The 22,325-nt window shown below is 37.9% G+C and carries 23 protein-coding genes; 5 read left to right on the top strand and 18 right to left on the bottom strand.

Going from position 1 to position 22,325, the window contains the following annotated elements; translation table 11 throughout:
* The 11 genes from RE431_RS14335 to mraZ form a co-directional block, all read right to left on the bottom strand.
* Window positions 1-717 (bottom strand): cell division protein FtsQ/DivIB, encoded by a 717-nt coding sequence (locus RE431_RS14335; protein ID WP_309562661.1) that lies wholly within the window; start codon window positions 715-717, stop codon window positions 1-3.
* A complete protein-coding gene (murC, locus tag RE431_RS14330; RefSeq protein ID WP_309562660.1) occupies window positions 707-2,065 on the bottom strand; it encodes a UDP-N-acetylmuramate--L-alanine ligase in 1,359 nt (452 codons plus the stop codon). The genes RE431_RS14335 and murC overlap by 11 nt, the downstream gene beginning before the upstream one ends.
* Window positions 2,066-3,169, bottom strand: coding sequence for an undecaprenyldiphospho-muramoylpentapeptide beta-N-acetylglucosaminyltransferase (gene murG / locus RE431_RS14325; protein WP_309562659.1), 1,104 nt, complete (start codon window positions 3,167-3,169; stop codon window positions 2,066-2,068). It lies immediately after the preceding gene.
* A complete protein-coding gene (locus RE431_RS14320; protein ID WP_309562658.1) occupies window positions 3,166-4,374 on the bottom strand; it encodes an FtsW/RodA/SpoVE family cell cycle protein in 1,209 nt (402 codons plus the stop codon). Before RE431_RS14320 ends, murG begins: the two co-directional genes overlap by 4 nt.
* A 92-nt stretch (window positions 4,375-4,466) precedes the next feature.
* Window positions 4,467-5,804: a UDP-N-acetylmuramoyl-L-alanine--D-glutamate ligase gene (murD, locus tag RE431_RS14315; protein ID WP_309562657.1), complete on the bottom strand. Its 1,338-nt coding sequence runs from the start codon at window positions 5,802-5,804 to the stop codon at window positions 4,467-4,469.
* Between the two features lie 10 nt (window positions 5,805-5,814).
* Window positions 5,815-7,047, bottom strand: coding sequence for a phospho-N-acetylmuramoyl-pentapeptide-transferase (gene mraY, locus RE431_RS14310; RefSeq protein WP_309562656.1), 1,233 nt, complete (start codon window positions 7,045-7,047; stop codon window positions 5,815-5,817).
* Window positions 7,047-8,513, bottom strand: coding sequence for a UDP-N-acetylmuramoyl-L-alanyl-D-glutamate--2,6-diaminopimelate ligase (locus tag RE431_RS14305; protein ID WP_309562655.1), 1,467 nt, complete (start codon window positions 8,511-8,513; stop codon window positions 7,047-7,049). The genes mraY and RE431_RS14305 overlap by 1 nt, the downstream gene beginning before the upstream one ends.
* Window positions 8,513-10,504: a penicillin-binding protein gene (locus tag RE431_RS14300; RefSeq protein WP_309562654.1), complete on the bottom strand. Its 1,992-nt coding sequence runs from the start codon at window positions 10,502-10,504 to the stop codon at window positions 8,513-8,515. The genes RE431_RS14305 and RE431_RS14300 overlap by 1 nt, the downstream gene beginning before the upstream one ends.
* A 6-nt stretch (window positions 10,505-10,510) precedes the next feature.
* Window positions 10,511-10,828, bottom strand: a complete 318-nt coding sequence (locus RE431_RS14295) for an FtsL-like putative cell division protein (RefSeq protein ID WP_309562653.1) — start codon at window positions 10,826-10,828, stop codon at window positions 10,511-10,513.
* Window positions 10,829-10,834: 6 nt separating this feature from the next.
* A complete protein-coding gene (rsmH, locus tag RE431_RS14290) occupies window positions 10,835-11,731 on the bottom strand; it encodes a 16S rRNA (cytosine(1402)-N(4))-methyltransferase RsmH (protein WP_309562652.1) in 897 nt (298 codons plus the stop codon).
* Entirely contained in the window at window positions 11,718-12,185 is a 468-nt protein-coding gene (gene mraZ / locus RE431_RS14285) for a division/cell wall cluster transcriptional repressor MraZ (RefSeq protein WP_309562651.1), read from the bottom strand. Before mraZ ends, rsmH begins: the two co-directional genes overlap by 14 nt.
* Before the next feature lie 290 nt (window positions 12,186-12,475).
* Between mraZ and RE431_RS14280 the strand changes: the two genes are divergently transcribed.
* Genes RE431_RS14280 through RE431_RS14270 form a run of 3 tightly spaced genes read left to right on the top strand, consistent with a single transcriptional unit; the run spans window position 12,476 to window position 14,564 of the window.
* Complete coding sequence (locus RE431_RS14280) at window positions 12,476-13,240, top strand: alpha/beta fold hydrolase (RefSeq protein ID WP_309562650.1); 765 nt, start codon at window positions 12,476-12,478, stop codon at window positions 13,238-13,240.
* A 10-nt stretch (window positions 13,241-13,250) separates the two neighbouring features.
* Window positions 13,251-13,853 carry a ribosome biogenesis GTP-binding protein YihA/YsxC gene (gene yihA, locus RE431_RS14275; RefSeq protein WP_309562649.1) on the top strand — a complete coding sequence of 201 codons (603 nt, stop codon included), beginning with the start codon at window positions 13,251-13,253 and terminating at the stop codon, window positions 13,851-13,853.
* A gap of 15 nt (window positions 13,854-13,868) precedes the next feature.
* Window positions 13,869-14,564: a hypothetical protein gene (locus RE431_RS14270; RefSeq protein WP_309562648.1), complete on the top strand. Its 696-nt coding sequence runs from the start codon at window positions 13,869-13,871 to the stop codon at window positions 14,562-14,564.
* Here the strand turns inward: RE431_RS14270 and RE431_RS14265 are convergent.
* The 3 genes from RE431_RS14265 to gldB are packed head-to-tail and all read right to left on the bottom strand — an operon-like array spanning window position 14,561 to window position 16,218.
* Entirely contained in the window at window positions 14,561-14,920 is a 360-nt protein-coding gene (locus RE431_RS14265) for a GTPase (RefSeq protein ID WP_309562647.1), read from the bottom strand. The genes RE431_RS14270 and RE431_RS14265 overlap by 4 nt on opposite strands.
* On the bottom strand, window positions 14,921-15,259 hold the full coding sequence (gldC, locus tag RE431_RS14260) for a gliding motility protein GldC (RefSeq protein ID WP_309562646.1): 339 nt from the start codon (window positions 15,257-15,259) through the stop codon (window positions 14,921-14,923).
* Complete coding sequence (gene gldB / locus RE431_RS14255) at window positions 15,259-16,218, bottom strand: gliding motility lipoprotein GldB (protein WP_309562645.1); 960 nt, start codon at window positions 16,216-16,218, stop codon at window positions 15,259-15,261. Before gldB ends, gldC begins: the two co-directional genes overlap by 1 nt.
* 106 nt (window positions 16,219-16,324) lie before the next feature.
* Between gldB and nadE the strand changes: the two genes are divergently transcribed.
* Together nadE and RE431_RS14245 are read left to right on the top strand one after the other, a co-directional pair.
* Entirely contained in the window at window positions 16,325-17,116 is a 792-nt protein-coding gene (nadE, locus tag RE431_RS14250; protein ID WP_309562644.1) for an NAD(+) synthase, read from the top strand.
* A gap of 114 nt (window positions 17,117-17,230) precedes the next feature.
* Entirely contained in the window at window positions 17,231-17,869 is a 639-nt protein-coding gene (locus RE431_RS14245) for a response regulator transcription factor (protein WP_309562643.1), read from the top strand.
* Here RE431_RS14245 and dnaG read toward each other — a convergent pair.
* The 4 genes from dnaG to RE431_RS14225 form a co-directional block, all read right to left on the bottom strand.
* A complete protein-coding gene (gene dnaG / locus RE431_RS14240; protein WP_309562642.1) occupies window positions 17,862-19,817 on the bottom strand; it encodes a DNA primase in 1,956 nt (651 codons plus the stop codon). The genes RE431_RS14245 and dnaG overlap by 8 nt on opposite strands.
* A gap of 85 nt (window positions 19,818-19,902) precedes the next feature.
* Window positions 19,903-20,931, bottom strand: a complete 1,029-nt coding sequence (locus RE431_RS14235; protein WP_309562641.1) for a hypothetical protein — start codon at window positions 20,929-20,931, stop codon at window positions 19,903-19,905.
* 52 nt (window positions 20,932-20,983) lie between these two features.
* A complete protein-coding gene (locus tag RE431_RS14230) occupies window positions 20,984-21,757 on the bottom strand; it encodes a hypothetical protein (protein WP_309562640.1) in 774 nt (257 codons plus the stop codon).
* Entirely contained in the window at window positions 21,744-22,307 is a 564-nt protein-coding gene (locus RE431_RS14225) for an RNA polymerase sigma factor (protein ID WP_309562702.1), read from the bottom strand. Before RE431_RS14225 ends, RE431_RS14230 begins: the two co-directional genes overlap by 14 nt.
* Between the last annotated feature and the right edge of the window lie 18 nt (window positions 22,308-22,325).

The raw sequence follows: 22,325 nt of genomic DNA, 5'->3' as shown, positions 1-22,325 counted from the left end.
CTATTTTTTCGTGCACACAACCTGGTCACCAAATTGTAAGTTCACTTTTTTGTAGGTCTCTAATTTATTTTCTTTCTGTGCTTTCTTATAAAAGGCCTTGAAATTGTTGAATTTTAAAGCCACATTGCTGGAATCTCCAAAATACAGTTCAAAATCCTGCTCTCTTAGTTCCAGCGTATATTTATCTCCTTTTAACCGATTTATACCGGTAACATGCCTGTTTAAAAAATCATCCTTTTTAATATGGCTGATGATCGCATATGCTTTTGACACATTTGAACCATCAAAACCAAACATTAAAGGCACTCTAGCTGAATAAAACTGAGACAATGGCATGATCTCTCCATTTTTATCCAGGTAAAAGGAAGAATTACCAACAACTCTCCCAATTGGTTTTCTCTGACTTACTATCGCTTCCAGTTTTCCATCAAGTGTTAGGTAAACTTCCGCATTTTCAATCATTTGATGCTGATTTAAAAGGGATTCCACCCTATTCAAATCTAAAGTTTCTTTATCTATGCTCGAGACAGCCGCTTTATTTTGTATTAACAATTTATTAACCACTTCCTCAGTAACATAGAGATTTTCACTGTCAGTAAATTGAACTCTTACTTCGCTGATTCCCCGTGATTTATGTCGTTTTTCGGCAAAACCGTATAAAAGGCAGATTATTACCACTAAAACAAAAGCTTTTATGTAACCTAAACTACGCTTCATGCAATAATGCTTTTTTTACTTTTTCAACTTCTTCACCAATATCACCAGCGCCCATCATTACAATGACTTGAGCGTTTTCAGCTTTTACTTTTTCGATCAAATCTGACTTTTCTACAAGAGATTTTTCAGTATTTGAAATCTTATCCAGCAACCAGGCTGAAGAAATCCCTTCAATTGGTAATTCTCTGGCTGGATAAATATCCAGCAGAAAAACCTTATCAAAATCTGAAAGGCTTGAGGCAAAATCTTCAGCAAAGTCACGGGTACGGCTAAACAGGTGGGGCTGAAAAACCGCTAAAACTTTTTTGTTGGGGTACATTTCCCGAACTGCCTGATGTACTGCTGAAATTTCAGTAGGATGATGAGCATAATCATCTATCAACACAAGCTTGTCGGTTTTAATTTTATAACTAAATCTGCGTTTAACTCCTCTAAAACTATATAAAGCCCTGGCCAGACCGTCGGTTGGGGAGCCGTACTCGATCGCCATCGCCAGGGCTGTTATAGCATTTAGCAAGTTGTGTTTGCCGGGCAGATTAAATTTTAATTCTTTTATTATGCCTGATGGAGTTTGCAAGTCAAAAACATAACTGCCATCTCTTATTTCAATATTCTGTGCTGAATAATCACTATCGTCATTTATACCAATACGTTCAGCTTCTAATGGTAAACCATTCTTAACAAACAACTTCCCATCTCCAGGAACTTTTGCTGCAAATTCTTTAAAGGACTTTTCAAGTTCAGACTTATCTCCATATATGTCCAAATGATCGGCGTCCATAGAAGTGATCGCGGCGATATTAGGAGAAAGATTCAGAAATGATCTATCAAATTCATCAGCCTCGACTACAATCACATCATCACCCTGCATGATCAAATTTGATTGAATATCTTCGCTGATACCTCCTAAAAACGCGGTTACTTTCGCACCAGTTTCTTTTAGAAGATGACCAAGTATCGCAGTAGTAGTAGTCTTACCGTGAGTACCCGCAACGGCAAGGCACTTTTTATTTTCAGTAACAAGACCAAGAAGTATAGCTCGTTTTATTACTTCAAAACTTTTCTGCTTAAGCAAATTAAATTGCTTATGATCTTGAGGAACTGCTGGAGTATAAACAACCAGTGAATCTTCCCGGTTGCTTAAAATTGTTTCCGGAATCAAACTTTCCTCATCTTTATAGTTAACCTGAATTCCCTCTTTTTCGAGAGTTTTGGTCAAGTCTGTAGAAGTACGATCATAGCCAGCCACATAAACTCCTTTAGCCTTGAAATACCTGGCTAAAGCGCTCATTCCAATTCCACCTATCCCGATGAAATACAATTGCTTTATGTGGTTAAGATGTATCATTTACTTTTTATACTCATCTACCAGTTTCTCAACTTCATCAACAATGTCTGAAGTTGCATTAGGCAGAGCCAGTTTTTTAATATTCACAGCAAATCTGTTCAATCTTCTTTCATCTTCTAAAAGGCTGAAAAAACAAGGCTCGAAACGCTCGGTTAATTCATCCTCTGTGATCATTAAAGCAGCATCATGTTCTGTAACCGCCATAGCATTCTTAGCCTGGTGGTTTTCAGCGACATTTGGTGACGGAATGAAAAGAACCGGTTTTCCAACTATACAGAGTTCAGAAACACTTCCCGCACCTGCCCTGGAAATGATCACATCGGCAGCAGCATAAGCATAATCCATTCTATTGATGAATTCTTTCGCCCTAACATTTGCCGAGTCATATTTTTTATATTCTTCAAAATAAAGCTTACCTATCTGCCAGATCAACTGGACACCTTCATCTCTGAATTTCTTCAGATCATTTTCTATAAGCTTATTAATTCTTCTTGCCCCCAGACTTCCTCCCAGAACAAGAACTGTTTTTTTATCTCTAGTTAACCCGAAATGTTCTCTAGCTTCGTCACGCAGTTTATCAACATTCAGAAGATCCTGTCTCACAGGGTTACCGGTAATGATTGTTTTCTCAGCAGGAAATACATTCTTCACCTTATCATAGGCTGCGCAGATCGTATCAGCGTGTTTCGCCAGGATCCTGTTTGTAACTCCAGGTAATGAATTCTGCTCCTGTATAAGGGTTGGAATTCCTTTGGAAATAGCCACACGAAGTAATGGTCCACTGGCAAATCCGCCAGTACCGATCACAATATCCGGCTTGAATTTTTTTATGATCTTTCTCGATTTGGAAAGACTACTCATCAATTTAAACGGGAAAATAAAATTCTTAAGACTGAAAGACCTGTCTACACCACTTATCCATAAGCCTTCAATTTCATACCCAGCCTGTGGTACTTTTTCCATCTCCATTCGGTCTTTTGCGCCCACAAAAAGAATTTCAGCATCAGGATGCCTTCTTTTTATCTCATCGGCGATAGCAATTGCAGGATAGATGTGTCCTCCTGTTCCTCCACCAGATAATATGACGCGTAAACCTTCTTTCATATCGCTTCGCTTAAAATGTCAAGAGGATTTTCCCCTTCGTCTTCTAATTCCCTATTTTCAAATTCCTTAATTTCTTCTCTTTTTGCACTTACGCTTAAAATAATCCCAAGTGCAATACATGTCATCCAGATGGATGTTCCCCCGCTACTAACAAGCGGTAAGGTTTGTCCCGTAACCGGAAAAAGTTCTACGGCAACTCCCATATTAATAAGCGCCTGGAAAACTACTGGCAATCCCACACCCATTACAACGAGTTTACCAAAGATCGTATTGGCTTTAGTAGCCACAATTACGATCCTGAAGAGCAACAAAAGATATGCAAGCATCACTCCAAAAGCACCTATCAATCCCATTTCTTCAACGATAATCGCGTAGATAAAATCTGAAGACGATTGCGGTAAAAAGTTCCTTTGAACACTTTTCCCAATTCCGGTACCGGTCACTCCACCCTGTGCAATAGCGATCTTAGCTCGCTCAACCTGGTATTGTTCAGTACCTTCTTCATCATCAAAAAAAGTTTCTATTCTGCTGGTCCAGGTATCTACTCTGTTAGGCATTAATCCCGGAAATGCTTTTGCCGTGAGTATGAAAATGCTCAACATTACAATACCTACGCCTACTATCGCTCCCAAATATTTCAACGGATAACCTCCTAAGAACATCAACACCAGCGTCATACAGAAAATGATCGCGGTTGTGGAAAAATTGGCCGGCAAAATTAATACTAATACCACGAATACCGGCAACCATAGCGGCAGAATTGTTTCTTTAAATGTGACTGTTTTTTCAGTGATCTTAGATAAGTATCTGGCTACGTAAACCATAAGTACCACCGCGGCCAGTGTAGAAGATTGAAAGGATACGTTAAGTATTGGGATTTGTATCCACCTACTAGCGTAAGCCCCGTCTATTGTTGTACCCTGAGCTATAGTGAATAGGAGTAAAACAATGATCACCGGCAACAGCAGAATGGAAATTCCGCGGAAATAGTGATACGGTATTTTATGCACAGCGAACAAAACGCAAAATCCTAAAAGCAAATGGAAGAAATGCATCACGAGATACCCGGAAGTGCTCCCGTCTCCGTGAAGATAAGCAAGGTTACTACTGGCACTGTATACCGGCAAAAATGAAAATATTGCCAACAGGCCGGCTACTGCCCAGATCACCTTGTCTCCTTTAAGATTTGCAAAAACGTTGCTCATTTATTCTTTTCTATCTCTTCCTATTTGATAAAGCTGAAATTGTTTCAGCTTATAAATTGAGTTCCTGAAACAAGTTCAGGATTGTATAATGTCTATAAGTTTCTAACCGCGTCTTTAAATTGTCTTCCTCTGTCTTCATAGTTCTCGAAAAGATCGAAACTTGCACAGGCCGGAGATAACAAAACGTTATCACCTTTATCTGCCAGCCTATAGGCCAGCTGTACCGCTTCACTCATAGAAGTTGTTTCCACCATTGTTTCCACTATATTTCCGAATGAGGCTTTTATTTTATCGTTATCTACACCAAGGCAAATGATAGCTTTCACTTTTTCATTCACAAGCGGAAGAAGGTCATCATAAACATTCCCTTTATCTACACCGCCAATGATCCATACAGTTTCAGATTCCATGCTTTCTAAAGCATAAAATGTTGCATTCACGTTTGTTGCTTTAGAGTCATTGATATAAAGCACATTATTAATCTTCAGCACTTTTTCAAGGCGGTGTTCCACTCCCTGGAAATTCGCCATACTCTCACGTATGGTTTGCTTTCTAATACGGAGTAACTGTGAAACCATGGAAGCGGCCATGGCATTTTTAGCATTATGTTTGCCTTGAAGGGCAAGCTCTGATGTTGGCATAGTAAATTCTGTGTTATTAATGTTTACAACAATATTTTCGTTTTCTATATAAGCTCCGTTTTCAATCTTTCTTTCAATTGAAAACGGCAATTTTTGAGATCTCACCGGGCTTTTCGCAAGCCAGTCGGTAATATTCTTATCATCTGCATCGTAGATGAAATAATCATCCTCGGTCTGATTTTCTGCAATTCGAAATTTTGACGCGATATAATTTTCCAGTTTATAATCATATCTATCCAGATGATCTGGAGTGATATTGGTTAAAACCGCGATATGTGGACGAAATTTTTCAATTCCATCTAACTGAAAACTGCTCAATTCCAACACTAACCAGTCATGATTTTCTTCAGCAACCATTTTCGCGTAGGAATTTCCAATATTGCCTCCCATTCCTGAATCAATGCCACCTTCATTCAGTAGATGTTGAACAAGATTGGTAACCGTGGTTTTTCCATTGCTTCCCGTAATTCCTATCACAGGAGTTTCAGAAAACCATGACGCGAATTCTATTTCAGATACTACCGGAATATTTTTCTTTTTCAGTGCTACAATCATTGGAGCCGTATCTGGAATTCCAGGGCTTTTCATCACCACATCTGCATCAAATATTCTCGACTCAGTGTGTTGTTCATCTTCCCATTCGATCTCAATATGTTTAAGAACTTCTTTGTATTTCTCCTTTATCTTTCCTTTATCTGAAAGAAAAACTTCATACCCATTCTTCTTCGCCAGGATCGCAGTTCCAATTCCGCTTTCTCCTCCTCCCAGTATGGCAATCTTCTTACTCACGATCTTAAGTTTATCTTACCTTCAATGTCACAATAGTTAGGATCGCCAGGAAAATCCCGATAATCCAGAATCTCACTACGATCTTACTCTCGTGATGACCTTTCTTTTGATAGTGATGATGTAATGGTGACATAAGGAATATCCTTCTTCCTTCACCATATTTTCTTTTAGTGATCTTGAACCAGCCCACCTGCATTACCACAGATAAGTTCTCTACTAAAAAGATTCCGCATAAAAGAGGGATGAGTAGTTCTTTTCTTGTGGCAATTGCCAGAACCGCAATGATCCCACCAATGGTTAAACTTCCTGTGTCTCCCATAAAAACCTGGGCAGGGAAAGTGTTATACCAAAGAAATCCTACAAGAGCTCCCGCAAAAGCGGTAATGAAAATGGTCATTTCCCCTGAACGTGGGATATACATGATATTCAGGTAATCTGAAAAAATAATGTTACCCGAAACCCAGGCGAATATCCCCAGCGTTAAAACTATTATTGCCGAAGATCCCGCAGCCAGCCCATCGATACCATCAGTAAGATTTGCTCCATTGGAAACAGCCGTTACGATGAAGATCACAATAGGTATGAAGATCAACCATGCATAATTCACAAGTTCAGGATTAATCCAGCTTATAAGTTTTGAATATTCAAATTCGTTGTTCTTTACAAATGGAATTGTTGTGCTAGTATCTTTTACTTCAGGCCCCATATCTACCACCTCAGCACGAGCGATCACATTTTCTGTAGGATTGGTTTCAGTAACCACTTCCTTGGTAGTGATTTGCGGATGAAAATACATAGTACAACCTACGATCAACCCAAGACCTATCTGACCAATAATTTTGAAGATGCCTTTTAAACCTTCCTTATCTTTTTTGAATGTCTTGATATAATCATCCAGAAACCCGATTGCACCCATCCAAAGAGTAGTGACAATTAAAAGGATGACATAAATATTCTCCAGTTTTGCAAAAAGCAGAACCGGGATAAGAGTAGCAACTATAATTATCACACCACCCATCGTTGGAGTTCCAGCTTTCTCAGTCTGACCTTTTAATCCAAGATCACGAACACTTTCTCCAATTTGTTTAGCGCGCAAATAATTAATAATTCTCTTACCATAGATCGTTGAAATTCCCAGTGATAAAATGATCGCCATTGCCGATCTAAACGATAGGAATTCGAACAACTGCGCTCCTGGCAACTGATACTGATCTTCTAGAAATTGAAATAAGTAATACAGCATTATTTTTCCAGTTGTTTTAAAAATTCGCTAACGATCTTCAGATCATCAAAATCAACTCTTTTACCATTAACTTCCTGGTAAGTCTCGTGCCCTTTTCCGGCAATTAATATGATATCGTTTGGTCCCGCCATCTGACAGGCTGTTTTAATCGCCTGTTTTCTATTGGTAACACTCATTGTTTTTTTAAAGTTCTGCGGCTCCACACCAGCTTCGACATCTACAATGATCTTTTCCGGATCTTCCGTTCTTGGATTGTCACTAGTAAAAACCACTTTTGTACTCAAGGCTGAAGCAATATGTCCCATTTTTGGTCTTTTAGTAGTGTCTCTATCTCCACCACATCCAACAACCGTGATCAATTCTTCATTTTTTGTACGGATACTATTGATAGTTTCCAGCACATTTTTCAACGCATCTGGCGTATGGGCATAATCTACAATAGCTGTGATTTTCTCTTTTTCTGAGATCACGTATTGAAATCTTCCATTTACAGAATTCAATTCGCTTATGATTCGAAGAATCTCAATGGTTTCTAGCCCCAAAAGATCTGCGGTCGCATAAATCGCTAAAACATTATAGGCATTGAAATTCCCGATAAGTTTCGTCCATAATTCCTGCTCATCGATCTTTAAAAGCAATCCTGTAAAATTGTTCTCCAGGATCTGGGCTTTATAATCTGCATAAGATTTTAAAGCATATGAATGTTTTTTAGCTTTAGTATTTTGAAGCATCACCGCACCATTCTTATCATCGATATTGGTAAGAGCAAATGCTGATGAGGGTAATTCGTCAAAAAAGCGCTTTTTTACATCACGATATTCCGCGAAATTTTTATGATAATCTAGATGATCATGAGAAAGGTTAGTGAAAATTCCTCCGGCAAATTTCAGCGCAGTAGTTCTGTGTTGATCAATCCCATGAGAGCTCACTTCCATAAAGCAATATTCCACCCCAGCATCATTCATATCTTTTAGATACGAATTAATCGTAATAGAATCTGGTGTTGTTCTAATTGCCGTATGCTCTTCAGTGCCCACCATCACTTTTACTGTTGATAGCAATCCGCATTTAAATCCTGCTTTGGTGAAAAGATCAAAAAGCAGCGTAGCTATGGTAGTTTTCCCATTAGTTCCTGTTACTCCAACCAAGCGAAGTTTTTCAGAAGGATTATCGTAATAATTAGCTGATATATATGCCAGGGCTTTTTTAGTATCTTCTACTTCAATATAAGTGACACCATTGATCTTATCTTCCGGAATCTCTTCACAAACAATAGCTAAGGCACCTTGATTTTCAGCATTTTTGATGAAATCATGCCCATCTGAAACAGTTCCTCTAATAGCGATAAAAACATCATTCAGCTTTACTTTCCTGGAATCAAAATGAATGTCGTTAATGGTCACACCGGTATCACCGTTCACCGCCTTCATATTCACCTTATAGAGTATGTCCTTTAAAACGCTCATTAACTCAATTCCAATTTTACTGTTTGCTTATTCTTCAATTTCTGTCCTGCAGATACCGATTGTCTTCTTACCACACCTTTCCCATTGAACTTCACTTCTAGACCAAGGTTTTCCAGAATTGAGATTGCATCCATAGCCGGCATTCCGGTTACATCTGGCATCAACAATTTTTCATTCTGAATTTTAGTATAGTATTGTTCGAAATCGGTTTTTACTTTTTTATCCTGAACTTCTAAAGATTCAAGTTCATCCATTACAGGAGTATCTGTGTAGATCTTCCTGGCGATATCCTTGAAAACCGGAGCCGCCACTATATTACCGTAATAACCTTTTCTCCTGTTCGGCTTGTGTATTACCACGATACAGGAGTATTTTGGATTCTCTGCCGGGAAATACCCTGCAAAAGATGCGATATATCTTCCAGGCTCTATCCAGTATTCTGTCTGGCAGGTACCAGTTTTACCTGCCATTGAAAAGTTTTCTGTATGAATATTTGCCGCAGTTCCTCGCTCGACGGTATTCTTCATCATAGAACGAACTTTTTTGGCAGTTTCCACGGAACAAATCGATGGATTCATCACCTGCTTTTCCATAGTGATAATTGGTTTATCACGATCCTTCACTTCCTTGATAAATCTAGGCTTGATCATTTCACCATCATTAGCGATGGCATTATAAAAAGTAAGTGTTTGTAATGGAGTAATGGAAACACCATAACCAAAAGCCATCCATGGCAAGCTCAAGCCATTCCAGTTTTTGTCTTGAGGGTGAGGAATTCGGGGGGATCCCTCACCTTTGATTTCAAGACCAATTTTCTGGTTAAGTCCCATTGAGTACAATCGATCAACAAATTTTGAAGGATTGTTTTTATACCCTTCTGTGATCATTTTTGTAAATGCTGTATTTGATGAAACCTCAAAAGCTTTTGCCGCAGAGATCTCTCCGTAACCTCCGTGATGTGAATCACGAACCGGTCTTCCGTAGAATCTCACCACTCCATTTTCAGTATCAATTATCTGGCTTGTGTCTACCACTTTATCTTCTAAAGCAGCAACCATTGCCATTAATTTAAACGTTGAACCTGGTTCATGAGCTTCATAAACCGCATAATTTCTTTTTTCGAAATATGTACCATCCTCAGTGCGCCCAAGGTTAGACATCGCTTTTATCTCACCGGTTGCAGTTTCCATAACTACCACGGTCCCGTGTTCAGCTTCAAAATTTTCCAGTTGCCTAAGTAAGGAGTGATGCGCAATATCCTGGATATTCACATCTATGGTAGAAACCACATCGTAACCATCCTTTGGCTCCATTTCGTTATTATCGCTTATCGGTTTCCACTGACCTTTGGCGATCTTTTGCTTTAAACGCCTTCCGTCTGTCCCACGTAAATAATTACTGAAAGCTCCCTCAAGACCAACCCGGGTGAAATACCCATTTTCATCTCTTCTTTCGTAACCAACTGTTCTTTCACCCATTTTCCCTAGCGGATGTTCACGAACAGTGGTTTGTTCAGTGATCATTCCTCCTTTATATGCTCCAAGATTGAACATTGGGAAACTCTTGATCTTCATGTAATCTGAATATCCAAGGTTTCGAGCAATAAGAACATAGCGCTGCTTATTAGCCCTGGCCGCTCTTAACTTTTGAGAATAGTAAGAAGCTGGTTGACCTAGCATTCCGGAAAGTTTCTCAGAAAGAGGTCCTATATTTTCTTCAAAATTTTTATCTGAAACTGTTACAGCATCAAAACGAATATCATATTTAGGAACCGATGTAGCGAGAAGATTTCCATTCACATCGTACAAATTCCCACGGTTTGCAGGAATCTTGAAATTTTTGAGCGTACGCTCTTCAGCAAGTTCTTTATAATGTTCTCCGTGAGCGAATTGAATATCCAGCAACTTAAAGCCTACAGCTATCGCAAAAACAAGCAGACAGCCAGCCACGAAATACATTCGATTCAGGATGCTTTTTTCGGTTGTAGCCATTGCAGGTTAGTCTTTTATTATCACTCTAATCTTATTAGGAGGGGTCTCTGAAGGCCCAATCCCTTTTTCCACCATTTTTTCGGTAATGGTAGATTCCATCTTTACTCTCATCAGTTTGGATCTCCTCTCCAAAAATTCACTCCTCAACTCCAACACTTCGTTATTCAATTTTGCAATTAGATGCACCTTCTTTTCTGCGCTATGAGAACTTGCGATCATTACGATTGCCAGTACTGTACAGAAAACGATAAAGCGCCAGTTTTTTACAGCATCTTCACTGATAAGGAAATTAGCTTTCAGTATGTTGTAAAAACCTTTCTTCATTTTTCTTTATAACTTTCGCGCCACTCTTAGCTTGGCACTTCTTGCTCTGTTATTTTGCTGAATTTCCTCTTTTGAAGGAACAATTAAACCGTTTACTTTTTTAAAAGGAACTGACACATTTCCAAACATGTCTTTCTCTGGTTCACCTTCAAAAAGACCACTTCTTATATATCTTTTCACCAGCCTGTCTTCAAGCGAATGGTACGAGATCAAACTCAATCTTCCATCTGGTTTTAAAATATCTTCAGTCTGTAATAAGAACTCTTTTAGAACTTCAATTTCTTGGTTCACCTCTATCCTTATTGCCTGATAGATCTGCGCCAGGATCTTATTCTCTTTTCCTTTGAACAGCAATGGCTTTAATAATTCATTCAGCTGTTCACTAGTTTCAATTGGATTATTCTTTCTTTCCGAAACGATAGTTCTTGCCAGCTTCGGTGCATTTTTTAGATCAGCGTATGCATAAAAAAGTTTTTTAAGCCGCTCTTCGTCATACTCGTTGATCACTTCATAAGCACTCAACTTATCACCCTGATTCATCCTCATATCCAGCTTAGCATCAAACCTGGTTGAAAAACCTCTTTCAGCTTCGTTGAACTGATGAGAAGAAACACCAAAATCCCCCAGAACTCCATCTACCTTCTTAACTCCATAAAATCTCAGGAAGCGTTTTAGAAATCTGAAATTTTCATTGATCAGCGTAAATCTTGGATCGTCAATCTTATTTTCAAGAGCGTCTTTATCCTGATCAAAAGCATAAAGTTTACCTTCTGGACCAAGTCTGTTAAGGATCTCGCGAGAATGCCCGCCGCCTCCAAAGGTAACATCTACGTAAACCCCGTCTAGCTTAATATCTAGACCATCTACAGTTTCTTGTAATAGAACCGGATTATGATATTCCATCAAAATCATCATTTCCCATCACCTCTTCAGCCAGATCTGCAAAATCACCTGAAGAATCGTCAAGGGTTTGTTCGTATTTATCCTTATCCCAGATCTCAACAATATTGATAGCAGAAGAAAGAACGATCTCTTTCTCTATACCTGCAAAACCAACAAGATCCTTTGGAATTAACAACCTGCCATTGGTATCAACCTCAACAGTTTTCACCCCGGCAGTAAACCTTCTGATAAAATCATTGTTCTTTTTCTTGAACCTGTTTAACCCGTTCATTTTCTTCATTAACACATTCCACTCTTCCATCGGGTAAAGCTCAAGGCAGTTCTGAAAAACCGCACGTTTAATTACAAAACCATCCTGCATCATGGGAGCTAATTGCTTCTTCAATGCTGAAGGCACCATTAAACGGCCTTTTGCATCGACTTTGCATTCGTATGTCCCAATTAGATTTATCACGGTTAGATATTATAGAGCCAAATATATTGAAAATATTACCACAATTTACCACTTTTTACCACAATGTTGATAAGTTTTACCACTGTATGTATTTGAAAACCTTTTAAATAGGCGTATTTACTTAGGATTCAGGAATTTGAAAAACGGTGGGAAAAAGTGTCAAATACGCTTGAAAAAAGTTGTTGATTATAAATTTCCCACTTGGCAGAAAAGCCTTTGCAGTTGCTCAAAAATGATTATACTTGTATCGAAATCGCTATATTTGCGATTGCTAACCGCAAAGGCTATCAATGAAAGATCACTTAAGGCAAGAGGGGAAATTCACATATCTTGAGAAAGGCGAAGGAACACCAATTGTTATTCTTCACGGACTTATGGGAGGCCTCAGTAATTTTGATGGCGTAGTGGATTACTTCCCGGAGCATGGCTATAAAGTAGTTATTCCGGAATTACCACTTTACTCCATGTCGCTTTTAAAAACCAGTGTAGGGACATTTGCTAAATATTTAAAGGAATTTATTGAGTTCAAGAATTTTGAAAATGTGATCTTGCTTGGTAATTCACTTGGCGGCCACATTGCACTTTTAGCTACCAAAATGTTTCCTGAATCTGTGCAGGCATTGGTGATAACCGGTAGTTCTGGTCTTTATGAAAATGCCATGGGTGAAAGTTATCCCAGACGCGGCGATTACGATTTTATCAAGAAAAAAGCTGAAGCAGTTTTTTATGATCCTGAAGTTGCCACTAAAGAGATCGTAGATGAAGTTTATGAAACTGTAAGCGATAGAAATAAACTGGTAAAAACCCTGGCCATTGCAAAAAGTGCCATTCGTCATAATATGGCGAAAGATCTTCCTAAGATGCAAACACCAACCTGCATCATCTGGGGAAAGAATGATACGGTTACACCACCTGAAGTAGCTGAAGACTTTCAGCGCTTGTTACCAGATTCAGATTTATACTGGATAGACAAATGCGGTCATGCCGCCATGATGGAACATCCTGAAGAATTCAACCAGGTTTTCCACCAATGGCTGAAAGAACGCGAGATCTAAAATAGCTTTTATGAAAATCAAGACCGCTGAATTTGTAGTGAGCAACTCCAAGGTTGATCAGTGCCCCAACAGCACCTTGCCAGAATATGCCTTTATTGGTAGGAGTAATGTTGGCAAGTCTTCTCTTATCAATATGCTAACCGGTAGAAAATCTCTGGCAAAAACTTCAGCAAAGCCAGGAAAGACGCAATTGATCAATCATTTCCTGATCAATAAGAACTGGCATTTAGTAGATCTTCCGGGTTATGGTTATGCCCAGGTTTCAAAATCTACCAAGCGCGTATTTCAGAAGTTCATTACCGCATATTTCGAAAAGCGCAAGCAAATGATCTGCGCATTCGTTTTAATAGATTCCAGACATAAACCGCAGCCCATTGACATGGAATTCATGCAATGGCTGGGAGAAAACGCTATTCCTTTCTGCATCATTTTTACTAAGGCCGATAAATTGAAACCAAAGGTCCTGGATAAGAATATCGAGAATTATAAAAATGAGATGCTGGAAACCTGGGAAGAAATGCCCGAGTATTTTATCACCTCAGCATCTGCAGGTTTAGGACAAGAAGAGGTTTTGGGATATATTGAAGGCATCAATGAGGATCTAAAAGGCTAACCGATTTGCTAGGATATGATTAGATATTTATTTTACCTGACTTTAGCCTCCATTCTAATTTCATGCAACAGTTACAAATTGCCACCTACAAAATATTATATAGACGTAGATGGAAAAGAAATTAGTGAAAAGGAGTTTGATCTAAAATGGAGAAATTTTACTCCGAAATATGCAGGTGTAAAATATATCGCAAAGGATAGCGGAATGGTTTTTAAACTAAGCCATCCAACTTATGAGAAATACAAAATAGCCTATAAACCTTTCCATGAAACAATGGAGCAACTTAAGGGTCAAAAATTTTCTGACTCTACCATTTTCATGCTTGATTATACATTTAAGGATGATTATTGCGATTCGGCACCGCCAAATAACTGGAACAATTTAAGACTAGACCACCGATATCAATATATAAAGGCACAAAGAAAAATTGTCAAAAAAGAGTATGAAAATCTGGTTTATGCAAAATTGTTTGAAAAGGGTATAAAGCTTCCCACGTTTTCAAAAAAGCAACAGGAAATATTCTTTGTAGACAGATCAGGCTTTTTCAGAAAAAAGGTTTTTAAGAATCCAAGTTTATGCGGCTCTTTTGCTATTATAAAACCTAATGGTGAAATGCTGGTAAGAAATGGAGAATACGGGATTTCAGGAATGGCTGAACATTTAAAACCTGAAAACTGGGAGTTATTCTTTCCAGATGCAGCAAAGAATTAAATTCTATTCTTAATTTTATCAATAAGAACTTCCAGGTTATTAATCTCTTCAAATTCATTATTTGATATAATTACCTCCAGGCCTTTACCGGTTTGAGCAAGCACTATCGGAAATTCAAATTTATGACCGAATTTAGAAGCATATTTTTTTCTGAATTCATCTTTATGAAGAAATTCAGATTTTAGATCCAGCTCTTCGCGAAATTGCCTCCATGCTTTTTTCTCTTCAAAGGTTCCATAGGTCAATTCACATAACTTGCAGGAATAAGAAGAAGGATTCACCACTTTTTGCAGCGAATCCATCAAAGCATTCAGCTTACCAGAATCTGCGTTATAAACAAATACCAGTTTTTCCAATTAGGACTTCTTTATTTCAGTCTTTTCAGCGAAATAGTCACAAAAATCCTTCATGGTATCACGCATTTTATCATCCTGAGTTGCTCTAAAATAAGTATCGCTCATAGAAACCAGGGTTTGATGGAAGAATTTTTTCATTTCATCTACGGGCATCTCTTTGGTCCATAGATCTATTCTCAAAGTTTCCTGATCTTTGCTATCCCATACCGAAAGCATCAACGCTTTAGCATCTTCCTTATACACATTTCCGTCCTGGGCACTCCAGGTGATATTTTCCGGAACATGATTTTCATCGGTAACAACCTCTATATTTATTTCAGACTTCTTGTATTGAGACATTATTTCTTGGGTTTGTATTTAGCTTTATTAAAAATTTCTTCTGAAGATGTATTGAGCATCTTATTAATAGAAACATCATTCTTCTCCATGTAAGCACGAATGATATTCCATCCAATATACTGCCCTAATCTGGCTGGAGATTCAGCATCCAGTTGAAGGTAAAACTTAGAAAAAGGTGCAGGATATAAGAACCTGGAATATAATTGAGAATCTGTATCGTAGATCAATTCATTCTCGATAAAATACCTCCAGATCTGGTCTTCATTATTTTTAGCCCATTTCATTTCCTCTTCTGAGTAGCCAATCTTCTCTGCATCACTTTTAAATGGAATAAATCGATCTTTTAAATAAAGAAGTTTTCCATAATAGAGCATATGCGAAAGGAAGGTTCTGGAATCTGCCTTCGGAACGTATTTTTTTGCAATTTCAGCAGCAGCATCAACTGATATTTGATCTTTCGTAAAGTTCTTTTTCAGGTATTCCTGCATTCCCACGTAAAATTTATGATCCTTACCCAGGTATGTATCGAGAGATACAAATAAATAGTCTTCAGTATAGATGATCTTATTTTTATAATCAACTTCAGAAGTTACCGTAATCACATCTGGCACCTGGAAGTCAGGATAATAATAAACCACATGCTGAAAAAGTGAATGCAGCTCGTCCTCTTCTTCTGAAAATTCAGGAAAAACCCGACCAACTTCCGTATTGATCTCTAGCTGAATGCTTTCATTCATTTTCTGAATCCAAACGCTATCTGGATATTGCTGCGGAAATAAAAAAGGGTATTCAGATTTTAATTGTGGAAGATCTTCTTCTGAAGCACTGGCAAATTTTTCATCAAATCTAATAAGCTCAAAATCGGCATTGATCTTCTCGATCTTGGCCTCGGTTTCAGATTTTTTATCACAGGAAATAAAACTAACAAAAAGTAGTAAAAACCAGAATCTCTTCAGCATAGCTCTCTATTATGAAGGCTTTAACGCCCTCCCCTTTTAAAAATTGGCTTTATGTATTAGATTTGTGTGGCAAAGGTATTACTTACAAACTTAATCACCCAATATTATGCAGATCGAAAAAGTTGCGGACCATATTATAAACTGGCTAAAAGATTATGCTACCAAAGCCAATATGAATGGTTTTGTAGTTGGTGTAAGCGGCGGAATTGATTCTGCAGTTACTTCTACTTTATGTGCTAAGACAGGTTTACCAACTTTATGCCTGGAGATGCCTATTCACCAGGACAAGAATCAAATTAGCCGAGCAAGAAAACATATTGAAGAGCTACAGCATAATTTTGCCAATGTAAGTGACCTTGAAGTAAATCTTACTCCCGTATTTGAAGAATTTAAAAACGGAATGCCCCAGCATAGAGAAACTTCTTCCTTAGACCTGGCGCTTGCTAATTCCCGCGCAAGGTTAAGAATGACAACTCTATATTATTTTGCCGGATTGCATAAATATCTAGTGGCCGGGACAGGTAATAAAGTAGAAGATTTTGGTGTAGGATTTTACACTAAATACGGTGATGGCGGTGTAGACCTAAGTCCAATAGCAGATCTTCTTAAAAGTGAAGTTTACGAATTAGGAAAATACCTGAACATAATTGAAGATATCATGATCGCTGCACCAACCGATGGCCTATTTGGTGATAGCCGAAGTGATGAAGACCAGCTAGGCGCATCTTATGACGAACTTGAATGGGCGATGAAGAGTAAGGATGAAGGCAAAACTGCGGCAGATTTTGATGGCAGACAGAAGGAAGTTTTTGAAATTTACAGCCGACTGAATAATGCAAATAGACATAAGATGATACCGATTCCTGTGTGCGACATACCCGTTCATCTGAAGAAGTAAACATCTTATCGAATATATCGCTCACTTTCACTCTATAAAAGCTCAAAGCATTATTTTAGGTTAACAAAACCAAACTCAACGAGTTACCCCCGGACTTGTTTTTAACTTAAAATCATGTATCGAGTATTAATTGCAGACCACCACCCCATTATTTTGGACGGTGTAAAATGTGTACTTCAAAACAATCCGGCGCTACAAGTTGTAGGCAGAGTAGGAAGCGGAACCCAACTTTTTAATCAGTTGGAAAAGGATGCACCAGATGTTTTGATCGTAGAATTAGATCTTCCCCAAATTAACGGGATCAACGCTATTAGACGTATTAAGCAGGAATTTCCTGAAGTAAAAACCCTTATATTCAGTTCTCACCCGGAAGAGATGTATGCGCTAAGTGCCATTAAAGCAGGAGCTGCCGGATACATTTCAAAACACACTGATAATGAAACTCTTGAAAAGGCAATTTACCAGGTTGCTCGTGGAGGAATTTACCTGAATCGTAAGATCACAGAGAAGCTAAATTCTGGAATATCAAGAGGTAAGAGTTTGATTACAAAATTTAAAAAATTATCTACGAGAGAAACTGAAGTTTTAAACTTGCTATCTTCCGGTAAAAGGAATAAAGATATCGCTGAAGCTCTCGATATAAATGAGAAAACTGTAAGCACTTATAAAACGAGATTGTTGAAAAAGTTGAAGGTAGATAACGTTGCAGATCTTATTACGCAGTCAAGATTACTTCAATTAAATACTACATAACCCGGCCGAGCCTGTCTGAAATTATAGTACTCAAGCTGGTATAGCTCATTATTTCCTGGATCTTATCAGTTCTATCAGATTCAGATTCAACCTCTTTCATTTCCTCTAGAAGTTCGTTGATCTTTTTACCAACGAGATGCCTTCTTAGAGATAATATGGTTTGTGTTACATATTGAGAAATACCCTGATCTTTGGTTTTCACTGGAATATCATGTCTATCCCAGTCATGCAATTCATATTGCTCCTCTTCCATCAAAATATCAGTAAGTTTCATCGCCTGAGATTCTTCAATATCATTGATGATCATCTCAACTCCAAACTCATCTTCACTATTCAGTTTTTCGATAAGCAATAGGAATAATTTCTTGAAATCTTCATTCGTGAATTCGATTTCATCCTCCTGGAGATCAAGAAAAATCTTTTCAAATACTTTTGCCTCCTGTATCTCAGATTCGTAGATCATTTCACCCTGATCGTTCTGCTTAAGAAGCATATCATGAAATTCACCTTCTTCTCTACCATATAATACCAGAAGACTAATAATCTTTCGCTCCAGCTCGTATAATGGATCTATCTTCACTTTGGGAGCGGCCTCTTCTTTAACCACCTCCATTTTTTTCTTCTGAGGTTTTCCAGAAGATTTGGCATCTTTATTCTCAATCTGAGCAAGAGTAGCATAAAGTACATCCTCGTTGATATCCATTATACGCGAGCATTCCTGCAGGTATACTTCCCGCTGAATATTGTCTGGGATTTTAGATATACTATTCACCATATCGCGAATAAGGCCGGCCTTTTTAACCGGATCATTCTTCGCCTCATCCATTAATAATGATGCCTTATAGGTGATAAAGTCATAAGAATTCTCTTCAAGGAATTCACGAAGCTCATCTTCTGAGTTTGCACGAGCGAAACTATCAGGATCTTCTCCTTCCGGGAAAGGACATACTTTTACGTTCATTCCCTGCTCCAAGATCAAATCTATACCTCTGAGTGAAGCCCTGGTTCCTGCGGCATCACCGTCAAAAAGAACGGTAATATTTTTGGTCAGCCTATTGATCAACCTAATCTGCTCCGGAGTTAAAGCAGTACCTGATGAAGACACCGTATTCTCAATACCACTTTGGTGGAATTGAATCACATCGGTATAACCTTCTACTAAATAACAATTATCCTCTTTGGCGATGGCTTGTTTCGCATAGTAGATCCCGTAAAGCACTTTGCTTTTATGGTAAATATCACTTTCGGGAGAGTTGAGATACTTTGCAGCTTTCTTAGTATTTGAAAGAATTCTCCCTCCAAAACCTAAAACACGACCAGACATGGAATGGATCGGGAACATCACCCTGCCCTTAAACCTGTCAAATCGTTTATTTTCTTTTACGATAGTAAGGCCAGTTTTCTCAAGGAATTCAAGCTTATACCCGTCTTCTAAGGCTGCTTTGGTAAATACTTCCCAATCATCTGGTGAATAACCAAGATCAAATTTTTTAATAGTTTCAGAAGTAAAACCTCTTTCTTTGAAATAGCTTAGACCTATCGCCTGACCTTCGTCGGTCTCATGCATGCGTTTTTGAAAGAACTCGTTAGCATATTCTGAAACCAAATACATGCTTTCCCTTTCATTTGCCTGCTCTTTTTGTTCGTCACTTTGCTGAGTTTCCTCAATTTCAATTCCGTATTTTTTTGCCAGATATTTAATGGCTTCAGGATAATTAAAATGTTCATGCTCCATTAAAAAAGCGACTACATTCCCTCCTTTTCCGCTACTAAAATCCTTCCAGATCTGCTTTACCGGAGAAACCATAAAACTGGGACTGCGTTCATCTGTAAACGGACTTAATCCTTTAAGGTTACTTCCTGATCTTTTTAACTGAACAAAATCACCAATAACCTCCTCTACACGAGCGGTTTCAAATACATTATCTATAGTTGTCTTTGAGATCAATACGAAACTGATTTATGAATGTAAAAATAAAAAAGCTTCCCGAAGGAAGCTTAGATAATCTATATAAAATTGCTAATTCAAAAATTTAATCCAGATCGAAGCGAACTCCCAATGAAAAATTATTCATTTCAGTATTTGAACCGTCAAAAATCGGGTTAAGATCATATTTGGCATAAAGCGATGTATTTCCCCAACCTACATAACCGCTTAATCCGTAAATAAAGTCATTGGTGTTGTAATCTGATTTCAATTTCTCCTTTACATTTTTACCGTCTTCTTCATATTTCAGTTTCTGACGTTCTCCAAGGCTTAAACCTCCGTAACCTCCAAGACCGATCTTGAACTTTCTATAAGTAGAAAACGTATCTCCATAATCATTCTGAATTCTCTTAGATGGTCCAAATTCAAAGTGTAGCGGCACTACGAGATTATCCATTCTGAATTTAGATTTCTTCAAGTTTAGCGGGAACTCTTCCAGGTAAGTCAAACTTCCATCTTCAACAAAATATCTATTATCAGTCGGTTTAAGCCCATTGAATTGAAACGACACTCCATATTTTAAACGAAGCCAGTTAGAATCTTCAAAAACCCTTGTATTCCATACCCATCCTATTTCAAAGAACCTACTACCTCCTATTTCAAAATCTGAATCGTTCAGCGACTGTCCATCTGCAAGTGCATTATTCAAACCTGCAGCGACCATGATTGTGGAAGTGGTCCTTTTATCCCTGTAATTACCTTTTTCCTTTTTATCATCCTCTCCCCATGAAAAAACGAAGGTCTGATCGTTCTCAACTTTAGCTTCTTCGTCTCTTTCTAACAGAGCAATTTTGTTATCTATGATGGCCACCCTATTTTCAATATTAAGCGCATGTTTATTTGCCACGGCCTCCTTTAATTCGTTGGCTTTTTCAAGTGTGATCTCCTTATTATCCAGTCTTTCATTGATTTCTTCCACTTCTTTTCTTAGCTCCTCCTTTTCCTGAGCAACAATGTCCTTTTTTTGTTTTTGTAGTACTTCGATTTTATTTCCTCGTGTAATTTCTACGGTTTGCGCCATACAAAGGCCTAGACTTAAGATCGAAAATGCGATGTAGAGAATAATTGTTTTCATAATGATGATTTGTTTTTAAATGATTGATGATTGACCCTTTTCAAGGTGATGATTATTGATTTTGATTGTTATCGAGTTTATTTGAAACCGCTACTGCCGCTTTTTGATAACCAGATTTAACTATTTCAAATACTTTTTCTTTGAATGATTGATAAAGTTCATCTTCCGCTTCTGCAAGCAACTCGCTCGCATTAATTTCAGATTGACTATAGGGTTCCCTTTTATTACTAATTTCCTTGACAGCTTCAGCCAGTAATGCATCTACCTCAGCCTCTGTGATTTCACTACCGGAATTACTATTCTTTTGAGAGATTGTAGCCAGTAATTCCTGCATTTTTTCAGATAACTTAGGTTGGGAAACTGTTTTAGGCACCTCAGATTCTATGGATATCGGTGTAATAATTTCCCTTTTCTGAATATCATTAGAAGCTATACCTGAATTTTCACCATTCTCAATATTTTGACTTTCTTCGGAATATTCCTGAATTGAAGGTTTGCTTTCTACCTCTTCGTTTTCGATACTTTCTTCTGAAGCAATTTCTGCAGGCTGCTCAAACTGAACTTTATCAGCATTATTATCAGTATTGATTTCTGCCGGTTTTTCAACGATCGGCATAGATGTTTGCTCTTGTTGATTTACAAATAATAGACTGGCAACGATCACAACGGCAACTGCCGCAACAGCAGACAACCACCATCTATTTCCTGAGCTCTTTTTTGAATTATTCAACCTGGAATTCAATTGATCCCAACTTCCCGCTGAAGGCTGAATTTCCCTTTCATCAAGCTTCTCCTTTACATGCTCTTCAAATTTAATTGGTGCCATAAACTGATGAATTAAGTGTTTTTAATTTTTCCTGAAGCATCTTTCGTGCTTTAAACAACTGGGATTTTGAGGTCCCTTCTGTTATATCAAGCATCTTCGCAATTTCAGAATGCTTGTAACCTTCTACCGCATACATCACAAATACCATTTTATAACCTTCCGGTAAGGCATCTATTAAACTTTGTATATCGGCCACATCCATTTCAGATTTGATATTATTGAAAACCTCATTGGTTTCATTGCTCATATCTTCCTGGAATTCTAATTTTTTATGTTGTCTTAAAAAGGAAATTGATTCTCTAATCATGATCTTTCTAATCCAACCCTCAAAACTCCCCTCTTCCTTAAAATCATTCAAATGTGTAAAGACCTTAAAAAATCCTTTAAGCATAGTATCTTCAGCGTGATGTATATCTTTTATATACTGCCTGCAAACACTTAGCATTTTAGGTGAATGAATCTCATACAGTCTTTGTTGAGCATCCCGGTTTCCCGAAGAGGCTCTTTTTATCAAAGAGGATTCATTTTTAAATAGTTGTATAACTTTCACCATTTTCACAAGGCCTTC

Origin of the sequence: Christiangramia sediminicola (assembly GCF_031344135.1) — a bacterium.
GTDB lineage: Bacteria > Bacteroidota > Bacteroidia > Flavobacteriales > Flavobacteriaceae > Christiangramia > Christiangramia sediminicola.
Note: the sequence above shows the minus strand (reverse complement) of the source record. Positions and strands in the feature narration are given on the sequence as shown.

Bases quoted from the DNA above. Each gene is read 5' to 3' on its own strand.
- RE431_RS14335 (WP_309562661.1), bottom strand. From the start codon at position 717: ATGAAGCGTAGTTTAGGTTACATAAAAGCTTTTGTTTTAGTGGTAATA.
- murC (WP_309562660.1), bottom strand. From the start codon at position 2,065: ATGATACATCTTAACCACATAAAGCAATTGTATTTCATCGGGATAGGT.
- murG (WP_309562659.1), bottom strand. From the start codon at position 3,169: ATGAAAGAAGGTTTACGCGTCATATTATCTGGTGGAGGAACAGGAGGA.
- RE431_RS14320 (WP_309562658.1), bottom strand. From the start codon at position 4,374: ATGAGCAACGTTTTTGCAAATCTTAAAGGAGACAAGGTGATCTGGGCA.
- mraY (WP_309562656.1), bottom strand. From the start codon at position 7,047: ATGCTGTATTACTTATTTCAATTTCTAGAAGATCAGTATCAGTTGCCA.
- RE431_RS14305 (WP_309562655.1), bottom strand. From the start codon at position 8,513: ATGAGCGTTTTAAAGGACATACTCTATAAGGTGAATATGAAGGCGGTG.
- RE431_RS14300 (WP_309562654.1), bottom strand. From the start codon at position 10,504: ATGGCTACAACCGAAAAAAGCATCCTGAATCGAATGTATTTCGTGGCT.
- RE431_RS14295 (WP_309562653.1), bottom strand. From the start codon at position 10,828: ATGAAGAAAGGTTTTTACAACATACTGAAAGCTAATTTCCTTATCAGT.
- rsmH (WP_309562652.1), bottom strand. From the start codon at position 11,731: ATGGAATATCATAATCCGGTTCTATTACAAGAAACTGTAGATGGTCTA.
- RE431_RS14280 (WP_309562650.1), top strand. From the start codon at position 12,476: ATGAAAGATCACTTAAGGCAAGAGGGGAAATTCACATATCTTGAGAAA.
- yihA (WP_309562649.1), top strand. From the start codon at position 13,251: ATGAAAATCAAGACCGCTGAATTTGTAGTGAGCAACTCCAAGGTTGAT.
- RE431_RS14270 (WP_309562648.1), top strand. From the start codon at position 13,869: ATGATTAGATATTTATTTTACCTGACTTTAGCCTCCATTCTAATTTCA.
- gldC (WP_309562646.1), bottom strand. From the start codon at position 15,259: ATGTCTCAATACAAGAAGTCTGAAATAAATATAGAGGTTGTTACCGAT.
- gldB (WP_309562645.1), bottom strand. From the start codon at position 16,218: ATGCTGAAGAGATTCTGGTTTTTACTACTTTTTGTTAGTTTTATTTCC.
- nadE (WP_309562644.1), top strand. From the start codon at position 16,325: ATGCAGATCGAAAAAGTTGCGGACCATATTATAAACTGGCTAAAAGAT.
- RE431_RS14245 (WP_309562643.1), top strand. From the start codon at position 17,231: ATGTATCGAGTATTAATTGCAGACCACCACCCCATTATTTTGGACGGT.
- RE431_RS14235 (WP_309562641.1), bottom strand. From the start codon at position 20,931: ATGAAAACAATTATTCTCTACATCGCATTTTCGATCTTAAGTCTAGGC.
- RE431_RS14230 (WP_309562640.1), bottom strand. From the start codon at position 21,757: ATGGCACCAATTAAATTTGAAGAGCATGTAAAGGAGAAGCTTGATGAA.